Source organism: Streptomyces sp. Q6 (assembly GCF_036967205.1).
GTDB lineage: Bacteria > Actinomycetota > Actinomycetes > Streptomycetales > Streptomycetaceae > Streptomyces > Streptomyces citrinus.
The window spans coordinates 3403391-3419239 of sequence record NZ_CP146022.1 but is presented as its reverse complement, the minus strand read 5'-3'; the positions used below and the strand labels follow the sequence as shown (position 1 = coordinate 3419239).

Below are 15849 nucleotides of genomic sequence, written 5' to 3'. Positions count from 1 at the left end.
GCGCTGGCCGTGGGGGTGGGGTTGGCCGGGGAAGTGGGGCAGTTGGTGCGGAGGGTTCGGGCGGGGGTGGCTTGAGTGGCCCGGGGGGCAGGGGGCGGTGCTGTCGGTGCTGTCGGCGAGGCCACCGGGCGCCGCTCCTCGCTCTCCCCGCTAACGCCGGGAGGCGCTCCCCGAGGGGCCTGATCGGTCGCCCGCGCGGTTTGACGCGGGCCAGCCTGCCCACGCCGACGCCACCATGGCCCGTACGTCCCGCTTCGCCGTCCAGCCCAGTTCCGTCGCGATGCGGTCCGCCGACGCGACCACTCGGGCCGGGTCGCCGGGGCGGCGGGGGGTGGTCGTGGGCGGGAGGGCGTGGCCCGTCTCCTCGTTGATGAGGTCGATCATCTCGCGGACCGAGACGCCCACCCCGCGGCCGATGTTGAGGGTGAGGTCCGTGCCGGGGGCCGCCGCGGACAGGCGCTGGGCCGTCGCCACATGGGCCTCGGCCAGGTCGGACACGTGGATGTAGTCCCGTACGCAGGTGCCGTCCGGGGTCGGGTAGTCGTCGCCGAAGATCCGGGGCGGCTCGCCCGCCGTCAGCTTCTCGAAGACCATCGGGACCAGATTGAAGACGCCGGTGTCGGCCAGGTCCGGCGACGCCGCGCCCGCCACGTTGAAGTAGCGCAGGGACGCCGTGCGCAGACCGGTGGCGCGGCCCGTCGCCCGGACCAGCCATTCGCCCGCGAGCTTCGTCTCGCCGTACGGGCTCATCGGCACGCAGGGGGTGTCCTCGGTGACGAGGTCGACGTCGGGCATGCCGTAGACCGCCGCCGACGAGGAGAACACGAACGAGTGGGTCCCCGCCGCCGTCACCGCTTCCAGCAGGACCCGCAGGCCCTCGACGTTCTCGCGGTAGTAGCGCAGCGGCTGCTCGACCGACTCGCCGACCTGCTTCTTCGCCGCGAGGTGGATGACGCCGGTGAACGGGCGGGCGGCGAACGTGCGGTCCAGGAGTGCGCGGTCCAGCGTCGAGCCGACCACGAGTTCCACGTCGGACGGCACGCGTGCGGCCACGCCCGTCGACAGGTCGTCGTAGACGACGGCCTCTTCGCCCGCCGCGCGCAGCGCGTGCACCACGTGCGCGCCGATGTAGCCGGCCCCGCCGGTGATCAGCCAGGTCATGTCGGTGAGGTCCCCTCGTCCGTCGAAAGGTTCAGTGAAGCAGCCGGGCGGCCCTGCGGCGTACCACCGACGCGACGCCGCGCAGCCCCGACGCCGTGCGCAGCGCGAGGGCGCCGGAGTGTGTCGCGTACGGCTGGGCGAGCAGGACTCCGTGGCGGCGGCTCGGTACGGCGACGCGGCGCAGCAGGCCGGGGCGGCGGACGGCGTGGGCCGTCGTCTCGCGCAGGCTGCCGTCGGCGAAGCGCAGGCGCAGGCGGATGTCCCAGGTCCCGGCGCGGCCGAGCGCCGACAGGTCGAGGAGGGCCGTCGCCGACCAGAGGTCATCGTCCTCCGGGAGCGCGCTGAAGGCCGCCGTGCGGCGCTGGGTGACGGTGCCGCGCTGCCGGTCGACGACCTCCACGTCCACCGAGCGCGGCCCCGCGTCGGCCACCCGGCCGTACAACTCGTGCAGGAGCAGGCGCAGCCGGGTGCCGCGCGCGCCGGGGCGCAGCTCTCCGTCGACGGCCAGCGGGAGCAGCCCGACCGGACGGTGCAGGAGGTGGTCGAGGGGGACCTGCGGCAGGTCGGCCGACCAGGCGGGCGTGCCGTCGGGCGTGCGCGCGTACGGCGGGCACAGGCGGGCCGGGCGCGCGGCGACCTCCTTGACGCGCGGCAGGTCGCGCGGCGCGGGCGAGGCGAGCACGAGGCGGCCGACGACACGGCCCGGTGCCGGGGCCGCCTCGAAGTCGGCGGTGTCGAACGTCTCCAGGTACGCGCGGGTGCGCCGCCACCACTCGGCGGTGTACTCGGGGCCGCGCAGGTCGAGTTCGCGCGCGTACATCCGCAGCGAATGGTCGAGGAAGTGGGCCCGCGCCGCCCGCGCGAGCCGCTTCTGCGAGGCGGCGAGGAGCGTGTCGACGGCGAGGCGGTGGGCGTCGAGGCGGGCCTGCCAGTTGTCGATGCCGGACCGGTCGAGGGAGAGCGAGAGCCGCTCGGCGGCGCGCCGCACGTGCCAGACGTAGACCCGGTCGGGGACGAGGGCGACGCGCGGGGCGGCGGCCAGCACGCGTGCCGTGAACACGAAGTCCTCGTAGACGAACCGCCCGTCGGGGAACCGGATGCCGTGCTCGCGCAGGAAGTCCACGCGGTACAGCTTGTTGACGCAGAGGGTGTCGTGGACGAGGCGCGGGCGGCGGGTCGGGTGGGCGACGACGGACGCCTTCGCGTACAGCTCGGGCTGCCAGGGGGTCTCGCGCCCCGACGGGAGTTCGCGGCGCACGCACAGCCCGGCGGCGACCTGGGCGTCGTGCCGCACGGCCGCGTCGAGCAGCGCCCGCACCGCGCCCGGCGGCAGCACGTCGTCGCTGTCGAGGAACATCACGTACGACGAGGAGGCGCGGTCGATCCCGTCGTTGCGGGGCGTTCCGCAGCCGCCGCTGTTGGTCGCGCGGTGCACCACCGTCAGGCGCGGGTCGTGGGCGGCGAGGCCGTCGAGGAGGGCGCCGCTGCCGTCCGTCGAGCAGTCGTCGACCGCGAGCACCTCGCGCACCTCGGGGCCCTGCGCGAGCGCCGAGCGGACCGCGTCGGCGACATGGGCCGCGTCCTCGTACCCGATCACGACGACGGTGACCGAGGGGCCGGGCGGGGCGGGGGACTCCTGGAGGGGGGCGATGGGTTCGGGTTCCACAGAGTGAATAGTAGGGGTTTCAGGTAATTGTCCGGTAAGCCGGAGTCTTTACTCTTTCGTGCCTTTCCAGAGGGAACGGAACGAGACCAGAACCCCTCCGAGGAGAAGGGCGTTGCGGACGGTCATCACCGCGCAGCCCAGCCACGTACCGGCCATCACGTCCTCGTACAGGACCGGGTACGCGAGCGCGCTGACGCCCGCCGCCGCGACGACGAGGAGCGCGACCGTGCGCTGGGTCGTCCGTCGCGAGGTGAGGCAGACCGCGGCCAGGCCGAGCAGCCAGATCAGGTACTGCGGGCTGATCACGCGGCTGGTGACGGTGAACATCAGCACGGCGCACAGCGCGGCGTCGTACGGCGTCGCCTCGGAGTAGCGGCGGGCCCGGACCCGCCACCACAGCAGGACGCCGCACGCCGCGGCCGTCAGCGCGACGGAGACGGTCGCGACCAGGTGCACGGACGGGCCGACGTACTCCATCGCCCCGTACCGGTACCGGACCTGGCCCGGCCAGCCCGCGAGCCGCGCGTACGAGAGGACCGTGCCGCCCAGCGACTCGATCTGCACGCCCCGCTCGCCCTGTTCGCGCAGGAACGAGAACGGCGAGCGGAAGGCGACGGCCAGGACGAGCAGCATCGCCGCCGCCGACACCAGCGCGGAGCCCCAGACCTGCCGTGTCGTACGGCCACGGGGCGCACCCAGGAGGGTCAGCGCCGGCCACACCTTCACCAGCGCGCCGAACGCCGCGAGGGCGCCGCTGACGCGGGGCGCCCGGCGCATCGTGAGCAGCGCGAGGACCGCGAAGGCGGTGACCTCGACGTCGTAGCGGGCGAGCGGGATGTGCAGGAGGAGGGGGAGGCCCGCCGTCCAGAGCCAGGCGCCGCGCGGGTCGTGGTCGCCGCGCGCGAGGGCGTACGTGACGACGGCGTCGGCGGCGAGGGTGAGTGTCACGAACGCCTGGAAGTAGGTCAGCCCGGGGAGCGCGCCCGGGGCGAGCAGGAGGGGGCCCGCGCCCGGCGGGTACTGCCACAGCGGGTCGCCCGCCGGGAACGCGCCCTGCGCGAGGATCGCGTACCAGTGGGCGTACAGGCCGTGCACCTCGCGGGCGACGCCGCCGACGCCGAGGCCGTCCCGGATGAGCAGGTAGAGCATCCCGGCGCGGGTGAGGAGCCAGGCCGCCGGGAGCGCGAAGCGGGTGCGCCGGCCGGCGGGGATCCAGGTCGCGTGGACCGGGGAGCGGGTGGTGGGGCGGTCCTGGGTATCGATTGTCACGATTCGGGAGCGTATGTCCCGATCGTCGTGCCGCAGGGGTTCCGTCGCGTGTGTGTCTGCGGGTGTGCCCCCTCGGGGGCGCCTGCCGGCTCCCCGGTCCCGGACCGCCGACGGGTCAGAGCCGGGCCCCGTCCAGTGCTTCGGTCAGCCGGTTCAGGCGCTCCCGCAGGTCCTCGATCTCCCGCAGTTCGAAGCCGGTCGCGCTCGCGATCCTGAGGGGGACCTCGGCCGCCCGCGGCTTGAGCTCCTCGCCCGCCTCCGTGAGCGTGATCGTCACCGAGCGCTCGTCGCGCGTGCTGCGCTCGCGGCGCACGAGGCCGTTCGCCTCCAGGCGCTTGAGCAGCGGGGAGAGCGTGCCGGAGTCGAGGCGCAGGCGCTCGCCGAGCCGCTTCACCGGCAGGCCCTCGCCCTCGGGGGACTCCCACAGGGCCAGCATGACCAGGTACTGCGGGTAGGTGAGGCCGAGGTCCTTGAGGAGCGTGCGGTAGACGCCGCCGAACGCGCGCGTCGCCGCGTTCAGGGAGAAGCAGATCTGCCGGTCGAGCCGCAGGTGGTCGTAGTCACTGGCCATGTCTTCAGGGTAGCCCTTCACATCATTGAGTTGTGCGCAATTGAATTGCGTGCTCTACTTATGTCAGCGGAAACGCCCGAAACCACCGAGAGGCAGGTCCCCCATGGACGCCATCTACACCGCCGTCGCCACCGCCACCCACGGCCGCGACGGACGCGCCGTCTCCAACGACGGTGTCATCGACCTTCAGCTCGGCATCCCGACGGCGATGGGCGGCAACGGCCAGGGCTCGAACCCGGAGCAGCTCTTCGCCGCCGGCTACGCGGCCTGTTTCGGCAGCGCGCTCGGCCTCGTCGGCCGCGCCGCCAAGGTCGACGTCGCCGACGCGGCCGTCACGGCCGAGGTGTCCATCGGCAAGCAGGGCGAGGGCTTCGGCCTCGCGGTCGTGCTCCGCGTCGAGCTGCCCGACACGGTCGACGCCGAGACCGGCCGCAAGCTCGTCGAGCAGGCCCACCAGGTGTGCCCGTACTCGAACGCGACCCGCGGCAACATCGACGTCGAGCTCGTCATCGAGTAACCGTCAACCGGTCCTGGGTGAGCCCCCGTTGACCCGTGCGAGCACCTCGCCGGTCCGGGGGCTCCACGCTACGAGGACGGCCTCCGGCGGCAGCTTCTGGCTGCGGTCGAGCAGCAGCCAGCGCACGTCGTAGCGGCGCGCGATCGCCATCCGCTCCGAGCGGGTGGAGTCCGGGGCGAGATAGGCGCGGACCGCGGTCAGCCGGCGCTGCCGCTCGTGCTCGTCGAGGGCCGGGTCCGGCCAGGCCGGGGCGACCAGGTTCGGGCCGAAGCCGGGCAGCGAACGGGTCGGCCGGTAGCCGTTCGTCAGGACCACGTCGCCGGGCGGCACGTGCTGCGCCGCCCACGTGTACGTCGGCCACATCGGCGGCTGGTCGAGGACCCGCGGCACGACCGCGCCGCCCTGCACCGCGACGAAGCCGAGCGCCGCGCCCGCCGCCGCGACGGCGCCCAGGGCGCGGCGCGGCCACGTCCACGGGCGCGGAGCCGCCAGCGCGATCGCCAGGGAGAACTGGAGCGGGACGAGGGCGAGGCCCATGATCCTGCCGTACGTGTAGTGGCCGGTCGCCCAGCCGTACGCGATCACGACGACGTCCGCGGCGAACATCAGGGCGAGCGGGTCGCGGCGGTCGCGGCGGCAGCGCAGGAACAGCACGGGAAGGCCGAGGAAGGCCAGCCAGAAACGTTCCGGCATCGCGGTGTACAGCTGGCGGTGGATGCCGTCGACGCTGCTGTCCCCGACGAGGGACAGGACGTCGTAGTAGGGCCAGAGCAGGGTGACGGCCGCGGTGGCGAGGAGCGCCGTCGCCCAGCGGGCGAGCGCGGTCGGCGCGAGCGCTTCGTGGCGGGCCGCGCCCCGGCCCACCCCCACGCTCACCACTCCGATCACCGCGGCCACCGACGAGATCGGGTGGATCAACAGGATCGCGCCCACCAGAACGCCCAGACCCGCGTACGCCCCGTACGCGCTGTCGGACCGCAGTCGCGCCGTCCACGCCCAGGCCCAGAACGACAGGCCGATCGCGAACGTCGACGGGTAGCCGAGGTTGCCCGTCATCGACAGCAGGCCCAGGTAGCCGCTCCACCACGCCGTGCGCGTACCCCACAGCAGGGTCATCGCCAGCAGGGCCAGGACCGGCGCCCACTGACGGGACGTCAGCGTACGGACGAAGCGGCCCAGGCCCGTCAGGAGGACCAGGAGGTTCAGCGGGCCCGCGAGCTTCACGACCTCCCAGCCCGCCAGGCCCGTCACGCGGGCGAAGACGCCCTGCGCCACCGCGTACGGCGAGTAGTAGGGGCTGCCCGCGCCCGGCAGGTCGGCCATCGGGTGGCGGGGGTGCAGCAGGCTCGCCCTGAGGCGTTCGACGACCGCCGCGTGCTGGCCGAAGTCGCAGCACATCGGCACCCGCCAGTACGCGAGCGTCATCACCAGCCAGAACAGGCCGCCGAACACGAAGAACGGGGTGGGCCGCCAGGCGCGGCCGCCGCGCAGCGCGGTGGCGCCGCGGACGACCCGCCCGGTGAGCGTGGAGACGGTCATCGCATCAGCCGTTCCGCGACCCGCGCCGCCGCGCGCCCGTCGTCGAGGTCGCAGTAGGACGCGCGGAAGGTCTCGTACGCCGTCGCGTGGCGCGCGGTGACGTCCTCCAGCTCCCGCAGCGCGCGCACCACGTCGTCGGTCGACGCGAGGAGCGGGCCCGGCGCGCGGTCCTCGAAGTCGAGGTAGAAGCCGCGCACCGTGTCCCGGTAGTGCTCCAGGTCGTACGTGTGGAAGAGCATCGGGCGTCCGGTGTGCGCGAAGTCGAACATCAGGGACGAGTAGTCCGTCACCAGCACGTCGGCCAGGAGCAGGAGTTCGGCCGCGCTCGGGTGCCCGGTGACATCGCGCACGAAGGGGGCGCGGGCACCGGTGAGCCGGCCCGTGGCCCGCGGGTGCTTGCGGACGAGCAGGACGTGGTCGGCGGCCAGCTCCCGCTCCGCCGCCGCGAAGTCGAACGCGGGCTCGTGCCGGAAGCGGCCGGGGGAGTGGGCGAGGTGGTCCCGGTACGTCGGCGCGTACAGGACGATCCGCTTGCCCGGGTCGATGTCGAGGTCGCGGCGCAGCCGCTCGGCCCGCTTGCGGCGGTCGTCGGGGGCGGTGAACAGGACGTCGTTGCGCGGTGATCCGGCTTCGAGTACCTCGCCGTCGAAGGCCAGCGCGCGCGACAGATGCGGGGCCGACCAGCGCGAGGGCGCGACCAGGACGTCCCACTGGCGGGCCAGGCCCGGCAGTTGCGCCAGGTGGTCGTGGTCGGCGTACAGGGTGTCCGTGAGGTCCGTGCCGATCCGCTTGAGCGGGGCGCCGTCCCAGGTCTGTACGACGGTCTGGCCCTCACGGCGCTCGAAGAAGTCGGGCAACTGGTGGGCAGTGACGATCCGGCGGCAGCGGGCGAGAGCCGCGTACCAGGGGGAGGAGAACTCCTCGACGCCGCTCGCGGACGCCGGGACGTGGGTGCGAGCGTCCCTGGTCACCCACAGGTGCTCGACGTCCGTGCCGCGCCGGACCAGCTCCTCGTGGATCGCGCGCGGCGAGTCCCCGTCGACGTACAGGATCGCGTCCCGCAGCGGGAGCCGGCGCTGGGCCGGGTAGAACGCGGTGCGCAGGCGGTGGCGGGCGTACGCGCCGCGGTCGGCCGGGGCAGGGCCGGGCCCGCCTCGACGAGCAGCCGGTCGCCGAAGCGGCGGTCGAGGGTGAACTCCCGGGCCCCGTGCCGGTCCCCGGACGGTCGGTGGCGCGGCAGTCCGCCGGCCACCGACGTCAGGACGCGCACCGGGACGCCGTCCCCGTCGCGGTCGTCGGCCTCGCGCAGGAACCCGTACCAGCGGCCCTCCCAGAGCGCGGCCGGTGCGACGACGGCGCGGAAGCGGTCGCCGTACTGGTCGGCCGGGATCGTGAGCTCCTCGGTCGTCGAACTGTGCCGCAGCACGAACTCCGGTTGCCGCCAGGAGAGTTCGGGCGCCGTGCCCTCCACGACGAACGAGCCGTCACCCGCCCAGCTGACCAGGTCGGCGATGGGCTGCCGGGTGAGTTCGACGACGAGCTGCCCCTGGTCGTTGGCGGTCGCGCACAGCGCGCGCCCGGCCGCCGTGTACCGGGTCGGCGGGAGGTCGAGGGCCGCCGCGACGGAGCGCTTCTTCCCGTCCGGCAGGACGAAGTTGACCTGCCAGCGGTCGCCGTGCGGCGGCTCGACCTCCTTGGGCGCGCGGTGCTCGGGCGCGGGCACGCCCGCGAGGTCGGCGAGCGCGATCCGCACCAGGAAACGGCCGCCCGCGCACGTCACCGGATACGCGAACTCGGTGCCGGAGTGCTTGTGGGTCAGGCGCAGCGTGCGCGGTTCGAGGCCGTTCAGGAGGCGCCCGGCGAGGACCATGTTGCCGCCCTCGGCGTGGTGGTCGTCGGCGAGCGCCGTGTACGCGACGACCTTCAGGGCCAGGCGCCCCTTGGTGTGACCGACGACGAGCCGGGCGCCGTCGCCGAGGTCGCGGACCAGGTTCTGCTGCGCCGAACCGTCGAGCGCGCGCAGCGCCGCCCGGCGCAGCAGGCCGTGCCCGGCGAGGACGACCCCGAGGTTCCAGGTGCCGGGCTGCCACCGCCCCTTCACCTTCAGCTTCTCCGGGTCGATCGTCATGGTGAAGCCGGCGTGGTCGTAACTGTGCAGCTCCTGGCCGGAGTTGACGGTCGCGGCCGGGTCGGGGGCGGTGCGGGTCGGGACGCGGCGGACCTGGGTGCGGCTGTTCGTCGCCTTGAGGAGTCCGGTCTTCACGGAGTGGGCGGGACGGTCCGCCGCCAGGTTCTTCACGTACGCGTAGCCGCTGATCCGCAGCTTCCCGTCCGCGTCCCACGCGCTCTCCCGCACCCGCGCCACCACCGGCAGCTCGCGCTTGCCGACCTTGACGAGGTGCTCGGGGACGCGGGCCACACCCGGGTAGGAGGCGGTGCGGCGCAGCGAGCCGCGGACGTGGAAGGCGGTGCCGTTGCGGCGCTCGAAGGAGAGCAGCCGCACCAGGTCGTCCAGGCGCCGCTCGCGCACCAGGTGCCACTTCACGCGCAGGTCGACCGGGAGGGCCTCGGCGACGTCCGGTGCGGCGCGGCGCAGGAACGCGGCCGTGTCGTCGAGGAACGCCTGCCGGTACTCGGGCCCGCCCATCGGCAGCCCGTCGAGGAAGTAGACGAAGTCGTCGCGCAGGCAGGACGTGTCGTACGTGCGCTTCAGTTCCGGCCGGTCGGGGAACCGCTCGGCGAGGAACCGGCTCACGTGGTCGCAGGCCGCGATCCGGTCCCGTACGCCCTTCACGTCCGTGCGGCGCCGGGTGATGCTGCCCTCGCGGACCCGCCAGTAGTAGACGTGGTCGTGGAGCACGTCGACCGATTCGGCGAGGAAGTGGGCCGGGATCATGACCGGCGTGTCCTCGTACAGCTTGCCCTCGGGGAACGTGAAGTCGTGCCGGTCCCAGAAGGAGCGCCGGAAGACCTTGTTCCAGGCGACGCGGTCGGACAGGAGCTGCTGGTCGCGGGTGATGTGGGTGCGTTCGCGGCCGCGGGTGAGCCACTTGTACTGCCAGGCCTGCGACCGGCCGCGCTCGTTCAGGCGCCAGACGTTGCCGGTCGCGAAGTCGGAGCCGGTCCGGTCCAGGCTGGCGGTCATCCGCTCGTACGCGTCGTGCGGCACGATGTCGTCGCTGTCGACGAACGTCAGGAACTCGGTGCCGGGGGTCGCGTGGCGCACACCGGTGTTGCGGGCGGCGCTCAGCCCGGCGTTGTCCTGCCGGACGTACCGGAACCGGGGGTCGCTCGCGGCGCGGGCCCGCGCGATCGCGGACCCCGAGTCGGTCGAACCGTCGTCGACCAGGATGACTTCGAGGTCCGTGAAGGTCTGGGCGGCGATGGAGTCGAGGCATGCGGCCAGGTAGTCCTCGACGTTGTAGACGGGCACGATGACGCTGAGGCGGGGGTGACGAGGCGTATGCGGCATTCATCCGATGTGCCCGCTTGCGTCAACGCTTTTGCCTCTACTAACCCTTACGGGTGACGGTCGCCTCCGGCGGTGCGCGGACGCGGGCCTGGCCTATCAAGCCCCTGTGGTGCGTCGGGGGGCTTGGTGCATCAAGCCCCTGCGGTGTGCGTGGGGGAGCGGGCCTGGGCATATCAAGCCCCTGCGGCGATTGAGCAGCGGGGTCCGGGGCGGAGCCCCGCGGCCTCGGCGCCGTTGCCGGGCGCGCTGTCATCGGCGGGTGCCACGCCGTCGTGGCCGGTCGCGCAGTTCCCCGCGCCCCTGGCGGGGCTGTGTGTCGCCCCGAGGTCACACCTCTGGCGGGGCTGCGTGACGCCCCGATGCCGCGCCCCTGGCGGGGCTGTATGGCGCCCCGAGGCCATGCCCCCGGGTAACGTCGGGCGTTATGTCCCGATTCTCCGTAGTCATCCCCGCCTACCGCGCCCAGGGCTACCTCCGCGAGTGCCTGGACTCCGTACTCGGCCAGAGCCACCGCGACTGGGAGGCGATCGTCGTCGACGACGGGTCGCCCGACGCCTGCGGCGCGATCGCCGCGGAGTATGCGCAGCGCGATCCGCGCGTGCAACTCGTCCGGATCGAGGAGCGTTCCGGCGCAGGCGCGGCCCGCGACGCCGGTATCGCCCGCGCCACCGGCGGCCACCTCCTCTTCCTCGACGCCGACGACATGCTGCTGCCCGGCGCCCTCGCCGCGATCGACGCCGCGCTCACCGCCGCGGGCGATCCCGACGTCCTGCTCTACGGACACGACCGCACCGACTGGTGGGACAAGGTCTGGTCCGTCGGCGACGCCCTCGACGTCGAGGGGCTCGACCCGCTGACCGTCACGCCCGCCGCCTGGAACCGCGCCGTGCGCCGCGACTTCTGGACGCGACAGGGCCTGGCCTTCACCCCCGAGGGCCCGTACGAGGACGTCGTCCCCGTCCACCGCGCCGTCCTGGAGGCGGACACCGTCGCCGTGCTGCCCCGCGCCTGCGTCCGCTGGCGCAAGCGCCGCGCGGGCAGCGTCAACGGCACGCCCGGCCGCGGCCACTTCGCCGTCATCGAGCGGTACGGGGACCTGCTCGCCGGTTCCGCCGCCGACCGCGACCGGCTCTTCCCGCTCGCCGTCGCCCGCGTCCTGGCCGTCCTCGACGACGCGGGCCGCGTCCCGGCCGCCGACCGCCCCGAGTTCTTCCGCCTCGCCGCCGAACTCCACCGTGCCCACCGCCCCGCGGGGCACACCCCCGAAGGGCCGCGCGAAGCGGCCCTCGCGGCCGGGTCCTGGTCCGCGTACCAGAAGCAGGAGAAGCTCAACGACCGCAGGAAGACGGTGAGTTCGCGCCTCGCGCGGCAGAAGAAGAAGCTGCGGTCCCGTCTGATGAAGGCCGCCTACCGCACCGATCTGCGCACCGCCCGCCTCGACCCCGACCTCGCCGTCTACGGCGCGTACTGGAACCGCGGCGTCAGCTGCAACCCGGCCGCCATCCACGCCAAGGCCCGCGCCCTCGCCCCGCACGTCAAGGGTGTCTTCGTCGTCTCCTCCCGGCACAAGGACCGCGTCCCGAAGGGCGTCCCGTACGTCATCGAGGGCTCGCGCCGCTACTGGCAGACCATGGCGACCGCCACGTACCTGATCAACAACTCGTCGTTCCCCGGCGGCTTCACCAAGCGCCCCGGCCAGGTCTACCTCCAGACCCACCACGGCACCCCGCTCAAGCGGATGGGTCTCGACCAGCGCCGCTACCCGGCCGGGACGCACGGCATCAGCTTCGCCAAGGTCCTCGCCCACACCGACCAGTGGGACTACAGCCTGTCGAGCAACCCGCACTCCACACAGGTCTGGGAGCGGGTGTACCCGTCGTCGGCGTACGCCCCGCTGGAGGCCGGATATCCGCGCAACGACGTCTACTTCACCACCGGCGACGACGAGATCCGGCGCATCCGCCGGGAGCTGGGGATCGCCGACGGACAGCGCGCCCTGCTCTACGCGCCCACCCACCGCGACTACCAGAAGGGCTTCCTGCCCCGCCTCGACCTCGCCCGGTTCGCCGACGCCCTCGGCGACGACACCGTCGTCCTCGTCCGCGCCCACTACTTCTACGGCCACGAGGCCGGCCTCGCCGACACCCACCCGCGCCTGATCGATGTCACCGCGCACGACCGCGTCGAGGACCTCTGCCTCGCCGCCGACGCGCTGGTCACCGACTACTCGTCCCTGATGTTCGACTACGCGTGCCTGGACCGGCCGATCGTCACGTACGCCCCCGACTGGCAGGCCTACCGGCTGGCCCGCGGCACCTACTTCGACCTCCTGTCGGGCCTGCCGGGCGACACCCCGGGCGCGGTCGCCACGTCGGAGGACGAACTGGTCGCCCACTTCAGGGACGGCACCTGGGACACGGCGGACACGACCCGGCTCAGGTCGGCGTTCCGCGAGCGGTTCTGCGCGTACGACGACGGGGGCGCCGCCGAGCGGGTCGTACGGACGCTGTTTCTGAACGGGTGACGTTCGCGCGGCGCGGGGCGGGCCCGCCGCGGCGCGCGGCATCGGTCGCACAGGCTCGCCCCATGCTGCTGAACTCATGGGCCGGGACCGCGCGCGCCCGGATCCCGGCCGTCGTGGTGCCCGGCGCCACCGCGCTCGTCCTGGGGCTGTGGCACCTGGACCGGGGCACGATGTGGCGGGACGAGGCCGCCACCGTCATGGTCGCCTCCCGGTCGCTGCCGCAGCTGTGGCACGTGCTCGGCTCGATCGACGCGGTGCACGGCCTCTACTACCTGCTGATGCACTTCGTGCTGCCGCTGCACCCCGGCGAGGTCATGCTCCGGCTGCCGTCCGTGCTCGGCGCGAGCGCCGCGGCCTGCTGCGTCGCCGCGCTCGGCAGCCGTCTGGCCCGGCCGCGCGTCGGCCTGTGGGCGGGCCTGCTGTACGCGGTCGCCCCTTCGCCCAGTACTACGCGCAGGAGGGCCGCTCGTACGCCCTGGTCGCGGCCGGGGCGGCGGGCGCGACGCTGCTGTTCGCGCGGTGCGTCGAACGGCCGGCCGCGCGTGGCTGGATCGCCTACGCGGGGGCGGTCACCGGCACCGCCTGGCTGCACGAGTTCGCGGTCCTGCTGCTCGGCGCGCACGCCGTGACGCTCGCCGTGACCCGGGTGCCGTGGCGGACCTGGCGCGGCTGGGGCGCGGCGGCGGGCTGCTCCGCGCTGCTCCTGCTGCCGCTCGTCGCGCTGACCCACGGGCAGAGCGAACAGGTGGCCTGGATCCGGCGGCCCGGCCGGGCGGACGCCGAGACGCTGCTGCGCACCGCGACCGGCCACGACGGCCCCCTGTACGCGGCGACGCTGGCCCTCATCGCGGTCGCCGTGTGCCGGCCGCTGCCCCGCAGGGCTTCCGGCGCGTGCGGCCCGGTCGCGCTGGCCCTGCCGCTCGCGCTCGTCCCGCCGCTGATCCTCCTCACGGTCTCCCAGTGGCATCCGCTGTACGCGTCCCGGTACGCGCTCTTCGCGTTCGCCGGGGTGCCGCTGCTCGTGGCGGCGGGGGCGGAGACGCTGCTGGCCCGGGTGCCGTGGACCGCGCCGGGCGCGGCGGGCCCCGCGCTCGCGGGCGCCGGCCTGATCGCCGTCGCCTTCCTCGCCCAGCTCCCGCTCCAGGTGCACCAGCGCTCGGCGGACGCCCGGCGCGACGACCTCGGCGCGGTCGCCCGCATGCTGTCGGCCCGACTCCGCCCAGGCGACCCGCTGCTGTACCTGCCGAAGACCGGCCGCCGCTACAGCGAGGCGTACCCGGCGTCGGTCGCCGGTGTCAGGGACGTCTCGCTGCGCACGTCCGGCGCCGCCTCCGGCACCCTCTACGGCGTCGACGTACCCCGGCGCGAACTGGCCGCCCGCATGGACTGCCTGCCGCGCGTCTGGGTCCTCTTCGACGCGGAGGCCGCCCACCCGGGCCGGCGCACCCGCTCGGCCGACGAACGGGCCGAACTCGCCGTCCTCCAGCAGGACTTCGCACCGGTCAGTCAGGAGCGGCGCAAGAGCGGGCGCCTGGTCCTGTACACGCGCAGGGGCGGGCCCGTCCCGGGCTGCGCGCGCTGAGCGGGTCGTGCGCGGGGTGACCTGCTCCGGGTGAACCGGGAGGGCGGCGCCCGCGCGGACCGGCCGGACCGGTCCGGTCACCCGGGTGGACCAGCACAGGTGACCGAGGGGCCGGTCGGGTGTTGGTCCCTTGATGAAGATCTTGAACCGGCCTCCGGCACCGTCCCGTTCCTCCCTCCCCGCCGCCCGCGCGCCCGGCGCGCCGCCCGGCCCGCGCGGTCGGCGCGTCCGCCCCTGGGCGACGGCCGCCGCCGTCGCCGCGGGGACCGCGCTCGTCGGCGGGCGGGCCGCCGGGCTCGGCCAGTGGGTGGTCGACGACGCCGCCGTCACCTTCGCGTACGTCCGCAGCGTCGGCGACGGGCTCGGACCGGTGCAGCAGGCCGGGGCGGGCCCCGTCGAGGGCTACTCCAACCCGGCCTGGCTCGCCCTGCTGCTCGTGGGGCGGGTGCTCGGCCTGTTCGACCACGGCGCCTGGTCCGGGGTCAGCGACCTCGCGCTCTTCCCGAAGGCCCTCGCTCTCGCCTGCGTCGCCGGGACCCTCGCCTGCGTCGGCGGCATCGCGCGCGTGGCGCTGCCGGACCGGGCCTGGCTCGTCGTGCTCGGCACCGGCGGGCTCCTCGCCGCCTCGTACTCGTACGTCGTGTGGTGCTTCTCCGGACTGGAGAACTCCCTGTACGGCCTCGCCGCGGCCGCCCTCGCGCTGCTGCTCGTGCGGGGCGGCGGCACCCGTCTCGCGTGCGGGGCCGCCGGGCTCGCCCTGCTCGCCGCGCTGACCCGGCCCGACGGCGCCGTGCTCGCCGCCGCGTACCCGGTCACCGCGCTGCTGCTGCGCCGCCGGGCGGCCGTCCGCGACGTCCTCGTCCACTGCGCCGTCTTCGCCGCCGGGTACGGGGGCTTCCTGCTGTGGCGCCGCGCCACGTTCGGCCTGTGGGTGCCGAACACGGCCGTCGCCAAGGCCCAACAGGCCCCGGACACCGCCGAGTTCGCGAAGGTCGGCGAACTGCTCGGGTACGCCGGGTGGGCGCTCGTCCTGGTCTGCGCCGGATGCGCCGGGCTCGTCCTGGCCAGGCCGGGGCCCGTACGGCGGGTGACCGGCGTGCTGTGCGTGCCGCTCGCGCTCTGCCTCCTCGCGTACGGGGCGCTCGCCGCGGACTGGATGCCGCTGTACCGGTTCGCCACCCCCGTGTGGGTGCTCGGCTCGGCGCTCGCGGCGCTGGCCGTCACCGCCGCGTGGAGCACCGCCAGGACGCGGGCCCGCGTCCTGCTCGGCTGCGCCCTCGGCGGGGCGCTCGTCCTCTCCCTGGCCGGGCAGGGCGTGCGCGACGAGGAGTTCACCGCGGAGCCGACCCTGTCCATGTGCTGGGTCGCCGAACGCTACGGCCGCACGTTCGACGCGTACGCCGACCGGCTCGCCCTGCGCCCCGGCGCCACCGTCGTACTGCCCGACCTCGGCGGCACGCTGCTCACGAGCCGGCTGCGCGTCGTCGACCTGGCCGGTCTGACCGACCGCCGGATCGCGTCCGCGTACGCCGCCGGGGACCGGGCGGG

The 15849-nt window shown here is 74.4% G+C and carries 11 protein-coding genes; 3 read left to right on the top strand and 8 right to left on the bottom strand.

Annotation, left to right across the window (positions count from 1 at the left end):
- Positions 1 to 150 precede the first annotated feature (150 nt).
- The 4 genes from galE to V2W30_RS15790 form a co-directional block, all read right to left on the bottom strand.
- On the bottom strand, positions 151 to 1161 hold the full coding sequence (gene galE / locus V2W30_RS15805; protein WP_338697146.1) for a UDP-glucose 4-epimerase GalE: 1011 nt from the start codon (positions 1159 to 1161) through the stop codon (positions 151 to 153).
- Between the two features lie 31 nt (positions 1162 to 1192).
- The gene (locus tag V2W30_RS15800; protein ID WP_338697144.1) at positions 1193 to 2827 is read right to left on the bottom strand and encodes a glycosyltransferase family 2 protein; all 1635 of its coding nucleotides are present in this window, start codon (positions 2825 to 2827) and stop codon (positions 1193 to 1195) included.
- Between the two features lie 48 nt (positions 2828 to 2875).
- Positions 2876 to 4096 (bottom strand): glycosyltransferase family 87 protein, encoded by a 1221-nt coding sequence (locus V2W30_RS15795; protein WP_338697142.1) that lies wholly within the window; start codon positions 4094 to 4096, stop codon positions 2876 to 2878.
- Between the two features lie 115 nt (positions 4097 to 4211).
- Positions 4212 to 4667, bottom strand: a complete 456-nt coding sequence (locus tag V2W30_RS15790; RefSeq protein WP_338697140.1) for a MarR family transcriptional regulator — start codon at positions 4665 to 4667, stop codon at positions 4212 to 4214.
- Positions 4668 to 4770: 103 nt separating this feature from the next.
- Here V2W30_RS15790 and V2W30_RS15785 point away from each other — a divergent pair, with 103 nt between their 5' ends.
- A complete protein-coding gene (locus V2W30_RS15785) occupies positions 4771 to 5184 on the top strand; it encodes an organic hydroperoxide resistance protein (protein ID WP_338697138.1) in 414 nt (137 codons plus the stop codon).
- 3 nt (positions 5185 to 5187) lie between these two features.
- Here the strand turns inward: V2W30_RS15785 and V2W30_RS15780 are convergent, their stop codons facing one another.
- The 3 genes from V2W30_RS15780 to V2W30_RS15770 are packed head-to-tail and all read right to left on the bottom strand — an operon-like array spanning position 5188 to position 10195.
- The gene (locus V2W30_RS15780; RefSeq protein WP_338697136.1) at positions 5188 to 6723 is read right to left on the bottom strand and encodes a hypothetical protein; all 1536 of its coding nucleotides are present in this window, start codon (positions 6721 to 6723) and stop codon (positions 5188 to 5190) included.
- A complete protein-coding gene (locus V2W30_RS15775) occupies positions 6720 to 7700 on the bottom strand; it encodes a CDP-glycerol glycerophosphotransferase family protein (RefSeq protein ID WP_338703631.1) in 981 nt (326 codons plus the stop codon). Before V2W30_RS15775 ends, V2W30_RS15780 begins: the two co-directional genes overlap by 4 nt.
- On the bottom strand, positions 7691 to 10195 hold the full coding sequence (locus V2W30_RS15770; RefSeq protein WP_338697134.1) for a glycosyltransferase family 2 protein: 2505 nt from the start codon (positions 10193 to 10195) through the stop codon (positions 7691 to 7693). The genes V2W30_RS15775 and V2W30_RS15770 overlap by 10 nt, the downstream gene beginning before the upstream one ends.
- Before the next feature lie 424 nt (positions 10196 to 10619).
- Between V2W30_RS15770 and V2W30_RS15765 the strand changes: the two genes are divergently transcribed.
- Positions 10620 to 12719 carry a CDP-glycerol:glycerophosphate glycerophosphotransferase gene (locus V2W30_RS15765; protein WP_338697132.1) on the top strand — a complete coding sequence of 700 codons (2100 nt, stop codon included), beginning with the start codon at positions 10620 to 10622 and terminating at the stop codon, positions 12717 to 12719.
- A gap of 406 nt (positions 12720 to 13125) precedes the next feature.
- Positions 13126 to 14301, top strand: a complete 1176-nt coding sequence (locus V2W30_RS15760; RefSeq protein ID WP_338697130.1) for a hypothetical protein — start codon at positions 13126 to 13128, stop codon at positions 14299 to 14301.
- A 402-nt stretch (positions 14302 to 14703) separates the two neighbouring features.
- On the opposite strand, the gene V2W30_RS15755 is transcribed toward V2W30_RS15760, so the two are convergent.
- Positions 14704 to 15657, bottom strand: coding sequence for a hypothetical protein (locus V2W30_RS15755; RefSeq protein ID WP_338697128.1), 954 nt, complete (start codon positions 15655 to 15657; stop codon positions 14704 to 14706).
- Between the last annotated feature and the right edge of the window lie 192 nt (positions 15658 to 15849).

What these genes read in the sequence shown, in the direction of transcription:
- V2W30_RS15785 (WP_338697138.1), top strand. Translation starts at nt 4,771, where the DNA reads ATGGACGCCATCTACACCGCCGTCGCCACCGCCACCCACGGCCGCGAC.
- V2W30_RS15755 (WP_338697128.1), bottom strand. Translation starts at nt 15,657, where the DNA reads ATGGACAGGGTCGGCTCCGCGGTGAACTCCTCGTCGCGCACGCCCTGC.
- V2W30_RS15765 (WP_338697132.1), top strand. Translation starts at nt 10,620, where the DNA reads ATGTCCCGATTCTCCGTAGTCATCCCCGCCTACCGCGCCCAGGGCTAC.
- V2W30_RS15790 (WP_338697140.1), bottom strand. Translation starts at nt 4,667, where the DNA reads ATGGCCAGTGACTACGACCACCTGCGGCTCGACCGGCAGATCTGCTTC.
- galE (WP_338697146.1), bottom strand. Translation starts at nt 1,161, where the DNA reads ATGACCTGGCTGATCACCGGCGGGGCCGGCTACATCGGCGCGCACGTG.
- V2W30_RS15780 (WP_338697136.1), bottom strand. Translation starts at nt 6,723, where the DNA reads ATGACCGTCTCCACGCTCACCGGGCGGGTCGTCCGCGGCGCCACCGCG.
- V2W30_RS15770 (WP_338697134.1), bottom strand. Translation starts at nt 10,195, where the DNA reads ATGCCGCATACGCCTCGTCACCCCCGCCTCAGCGTCATCGTGCCCGTC.